This window comes from Corynebacterium sp. (assembly GCF_012837295.1).
Lineage (GTDB): Bacteria > Actinomycetota > Actinomycetes > Mycobacteriales > Mycobacteriaceae > Corynebacterium.
This window is the reverse complement of the sequence record NZ_DURI01000344.1, coordinates 1-5,074: the sequence shown is the minus strand read 5'-3', so window position 1 is coordinate 5,074 and position 5,074 is coordinate 1. Positions and strand designations below refer to the sequence as shown.

Sequence of the window (5,074 nt, the reverse complement as noted above, 5' to 3'; positions counted from 1 at the left end):
TGTCGAATGCGGAGCAGCACCGGGTGTTCGGGCCGCATGCTTCACGACGCATCGTCCTGGCCACCAACATCGCCGAAACGTCGCTGACGGTGCCGGGCATCCATTACGTGGTCGACACCGGTACCGCGCGCATCTCCCGGTACTCCACGCGCACGAAGGTCCAGCGCCTGCCCGTCGAGCCGGTGAGCCAGGCCAGCGCCAACCAGCGTTCGGGCCGGTGCGGCCGCGTGGCCGACGGCATCGCCATCCGCCTGTACTCGGAGGAGGACTTCCTCTCCCGTCCGGAGTTCACCGACCCGGAGATCCAGCGCACCAACCTCGCGTCGGTGATCCTGCAGATGGCCAACCTCGGCCTCGGCGACGTCGCGGCCTTCCCGTTCGTCGACGCCCCCGACCACAAGGCCATCCGCGACGGCGTGCAGCTTCTCGACGAACTCGGCGCCCTGGCCAAACCGGAGGAAGACGCCGGGCCGTCGTCAAGCAAGACCGAATCCAGCGCGCTCGCCCTGACCCCCACCGGCCGCGAACTGGCGCGCATCCCCGTCGACCCGCGGCTGGCGCGCATGCTGGTCGAGGCCCACGCCAATGGCGCACTCAAGCCCGTGACCGTGGTCGTCGCGGCACTGAGCCTGCAGGACGTGCGCGAACGCCCGCTGGAAAAGCAGGCGCAGGCCGACCAGGCGCACGCCCGATTCAAGGACACCACCAGCGACTTCCTGTCCTACCTGAAGCTGTGGGAGCACCTGCAGGACAAGCGCCGCGAATTGTCCGGCAACCAGTTCCGCAAGATGTGCCAGCGCGAGTTCCTGCACTACATGCGCGTGCGCGAATGGCAGGACCTGATCCGCCAGCTCAACCAGGTCGTCGCCGATCTGGGCTGGAACTGGTCGGCCGAGGGCAACGAGCCCTCCCCCGATTCCATCCACCAGTCGCTGCTGGCCGGCCTGCTGTCGCAGATCGGCGTGCGCGAGGGCGAGGGCAAGGAGTTCACCGGCACCCGCAACACCAAGTTCCTGGTGCACCCGGCGTCGGCGCTGTCGAAGAAGCCGCCGCGCTGGGTGATGGCCGCGGAGATCGTCGAGACCTCCCGCACCTTCGCCCGCGACGCCGCGCGCATCGAGCCGGCGTGGGTGGAAAAGCTGGCCTCGCACCTGCTCAAGCACCAGTACTCCGAGCCGCATTGGTCCACCAAGCGCGGCGCGGCCATGGCGTACCAGAAGTCGACGCTCTATGGTGTGCCCGTCGTCGTCGACCGCGCGGTGCCGTACCACCGCGTCGATCCGACCGCCGCCCGCGAGATGTTCATCCGCCACGCGCTCGTCGACGGCGAGTGGACCACCCACCACAAGTTCTTCGCCGATAACCGCGCAAAGCTGGAGGAGGCCGCGCAGCTGGAGGACAAGGCGCGCCGCCGCGGCATCGTCGTCGACGACGACACGCTGTACGCCTTCTACGACGCCAAGATCCCGCACACCGCGACCACCGCCGCGAACTTCGACCGGTGGTGGAAGAAGACGTCGCAGTCGGACCCGCGCCTGCTCGACTTCGACCCGCACGCGCTGGTCAACCCCGATTCCCACGACGTCGACGCCGCCGCCTTCCCCGACCTGTGGCAGCAGGGCACCCTGGATTTCCAGTTGTCCTACCGCTTCGAGCCGGGCGCCGACGATGACGGCGTCACCCTCCACGTCCCCGTGCCACTGTTGGCGGGACTGCGCATGGAGGGCTTCGACTGGCTGGTGCCGGGTCTGCGGCAGGAGCTCGTGGAGTCGTTGATCCGCACGTTGCCCAAGGCTTCACGACGCTCCGTCGTCCCCGCCCCGGACTTCGCCGCACGGGCTCTGGCGTCCATGACCCCCTACGCCAGGCCCCTGCGTGAATCGCTTGCCGACGCCTTGCGACAATTGGGCGGTTCGGGCATCAACGCCGACGACTTCGACGTATCCAAGTTGCCGGCGCACCTGCGCTTCAACTTCGCCACCGTGGATCGGCGCGGGAAGATCACCGACCAGGACCGCGACCTGAAGGCACTGCAGCGGCGCCGCGCCGGTCAGGTGACCACCGCGGTGTCCAAGGCCGCCGGCGACTCCGAACATGCCGCGGTGAAGGAATGGACCGCCGACAACCTCGGTGCCGTGCCGGAAACCGTCCAGAACACCGTCGACGGCCAGAAGGTGACCGCCTACCCGACGCTGGTGGCCACGAAGGAGGGCGTGGCCGTCAAGGTCGTGCCCACCGATGCCCAGGCGAAGGCGTCGTTGGTCACGGCGACGCTGACCATGCTGCTGCGCGATTGCCCCGTCCAGGCCAAGTCGATGGTCAAGGGTCTGCCCCTGCAGCAGCGGGTGGCCGTCGACGCGTGGCCGCACGGTGGTGCCGAGGGTCTGGTCGAGGATTGCCGCGTGACGGTGATCCGCGATCTGATGATGGCCGGGGGCGGTCCGGTGCGCGATCCTGACGAGTACGCGAAGCTGCGCGATTCCGTGAAGCCCCAGGTGCCGGGTCAGGTGCGGCAGTTGGTGGTCGGCATGGCCAAGGCCTTGCCGGCGTATCACCGTGTCGTGTCGCAGTTGGCCGAGTGGGACGGCCCCGCCATCGACGACATGCGGGCGCAGCTGGAGTTCATGCTGCCCAAGGGCGCCGTCGCGCGGCACGGCTGGTCGAACCTGCGGCATTTGCCACGGTACCTGGAGGCCATGGAGATCCGGTTGGCGGACATGGCGCTGGATCCCGATCGGGACGCCGAGTTGGAGGACGAGATCGCCGAGGTCGGCGAGTACCTGGAGAAGCGCCTGCAGCGCCTGCCCGAGGGACGGCGCAAGTCGGTGGCCGTGCGGGACATCGGGTGGATGGTGCAGGAGTTGCGCGTCAGCTTGTTCGCCCAGCGCCTGGGCACCGCGAGGACGGTGTCACCGCAGCGGATCAAGAAGGCGATAGACAAGCTGAAGTAGGCGCCGCCCCGGTATTCATGGGTGCCGTCAAGGCCATCAGCGCCGTCTGCGCCGTCTGGACCGTCAGGCGTCGCCGTTGCGCAGCGACAGGATCTCGTTTTCGAAGTCCTGGGCCGAGCTGAAGGACTTGTACACGGAGGCGAAGCGGAGATATCCGACTTCGTCCAGGTCGCGGAGCGGCTCGAGGATGGCCAGGCCGATGTCGTTGGAGTTGACCCGTGGGGTGCCCTTGGAACGCAGCGTTTCCTCGACTTGCTGGGCCAGCAGTTTCAGCGAGGCTTCGGGGACGTCGCGGCCCTGGCAGGCCCGGCGAACGCCGCGGATCACCTTGTCGCGGCTGAAGTCCTCGACCACGCCGTCGCGCTTGACCACGATCAGCTGGGACCGTTCGAGCGTGGTGAAGCGTTTACCGCACGCCAGGCACTCGCGCCGGCGGCGGATGGTCATCCCGTCGTCGATGAGACGCGAATCGATGACCTTCGTTTGGTCGTGGTGACAGAACTGGCAGTGCACGCTTCCGAGCATACGGTGCCGTCCGCTGCCCCCGGTGCCGAGCACCACCTCTTGCACTACCTGTTGCGCCGCAGCTACTTCAGCTGGGCGTCGGCCGCCCCGACGTAGGTGGGCGCCGGAGGGGCATCCGGAGCCGGCGCACCGAGTCCGGAAAAGTGCAGCATCAAGCCGAACACGGCGCCGACGCCGGCGACGACGGCCACGGACGCGCGATTGCGGCGCACCCCCTGCACGGGTCCGCGGACCACCGAACGCCCGCCGCGAACGTGGCCGGTGTTCGAAACTCCGGGCGTCGGCGAGGAAGTGAGCGCCATTCGCCGTGTGTTCGGACGGCGGGACGAACCCGAAACGCCGCCCGGGCGACCGTTCGACGGCCTGCGAGACGTGCGCACCCGCGTTCGATCCTTAGGAGCCGACTTTCGAACACCCGGCGCCGAGGGCCGACGTGCGACGGAAGGGCGAGACACGGAGGGGGCGGAATCCATCCACTCGGGGACATCCAGGTGATGGGTTCCATCAACGCCGGTCATGACGGTGGTGCGGTAGTCTTCGATAAAGGCGGTCATCGGTTGGTTCCTTCCATCCGGGGATCCGTGGAGAGTCGGTGAAACGGATTCGAAAATCCCTCTCGAACGCACTGCACGGATGTTCGACTGCGTTCCTGTGTTCGATTTATATCACCCGCCCCGGATCCCGTCCAGAGATGGGGGCGAAAACTTCGAACAGTTGTGCCACCCGGCATTGTTTTGATGTAGGGTCGTGTTCGAACGGCAGGCACGATCGAACCGAGCGGGACCGAACCCAGTGGGAGTGGAGACATGGCCGAGAAGAAGAAGCCGACAAAGATGGAATTGACCGATCGCCAACGGCGCATCCTCGAAGTCATTCAGGACGCCGTGTCGCTGCGCGGGTACCCGCCGAGCATCCGGGAGATCGGTGACGCGGTGGGCCTCAACTCGACGTCTTCGGTGGCGTACCAGCTGAAGGAACTGGAGAAGAAGGGCGCGCTGCGCCGCGATCCCCACAAGCCCCGCGCCGTGGACGTCCGCGATCTGAAGCAGAAGCTGGACAAGCACGCGGGCAAGCCCGGCCCCAAGCCGAAGGGCTCGGCGGGCATCCCCGATGTTCCGGAAGGTGCCGCCGCCCCGACCTACGTCCCCATCGTCGGGCAGATCGCCGCGGGCAATCCGATTCTGGCCGAGCAGAGCATCGATGAGCACATGGCGCTGCCCGCCGAGCTCGTCGGGTCCGGTGACCTGTACATGCTCCGCGTGGTCGGCGAGTCGATGGTCGACGCCGGCATCTTCGACGGCGACTGGGTCGTGGTGAAGTCGCAGCAGACCGCGAACAACGGCGACTTCGTGGCCGCGATGATCGAGGGCGACGGCGAAAGCGAGGCCACCGTCAAGGAATGGCACGAGGACCGCGCCGGCAAGTGGCTGCTCCCCCACAACGACGCGTTCGAGCCGATCTCAGTCGATGGCCGGGTCACCATTCTCGGCCGCGTCGTCAGCGTGCTGCGCAGGCTCTGACGCCACGGCTGCGGTGAACACCGGATGCACCAGATCCGGATGCACGAGGGCCGGGCCCCGGGATCATTCCCGGGGCCC

The 5,074-nt window shown here is 67.6% G+C and carries 4 protein-coding genes; 2 read left to right on the top strand and 2 right to left on the bottom strand.

The window, feature by feature from the left end:
- Positions 1–2,951, top strand: a 2,951-nt coding sequence (gene hrpA / locus GX015_RS11370; protein WP_291345234.1) for an ATP-dependent RNA helicase HrpA, incomplete at its 5' end; no start/stop codon positions are given.
- 63 nt (positions 2,952–3,014) lie between these two features.
- On the opposite strand, the gene nrdR is transcribed toward hrpA, so the two are convergent.
- Positions 3,015–3,464 carry a transcriptional regulator NrdR gene (gene nrdR / locus GX015_RS11365; RefSeq protein WP_102212570.1) on the bottom strand — a complete coding sequence of 150 codons (450 nt, stop codon included), beginning with the start codon at positions 3,462–3,464 and terminating at the stop codon, positions 3,015–3,017.
- Positions 3,465–3,538: 74 nt separating this feature from the next.
- On the bottom strand, positions 3,539–3,778 hold the full coding sequence (locus GX015_RS11360) for a hypothetical protein (RefSeq protein ID WP_168937134.1): 240 nt from the start codon (positions 3,776–3,778) through the stop codon (positions 3,539–3,541).
- A gap of 504 nt (positions 3,779–4,282) precedes the next feature.
- Between GX015_RS11360 and lexA the strand changes: the two genes are divergently transcribed.
- A complete protein-coding gene (gene lexA, locus GX015_RS11355) occupies positions 4,283–4,996 on the top strand; it encodes a transcriptional repressor LexA (RefSeq protein ID WP_046649839.1) in 714 nt (237 codons plus the stop codon).
- The last annotated feature ends 78 nt before the right edge of the window (positions 4,997–5,074 follow it).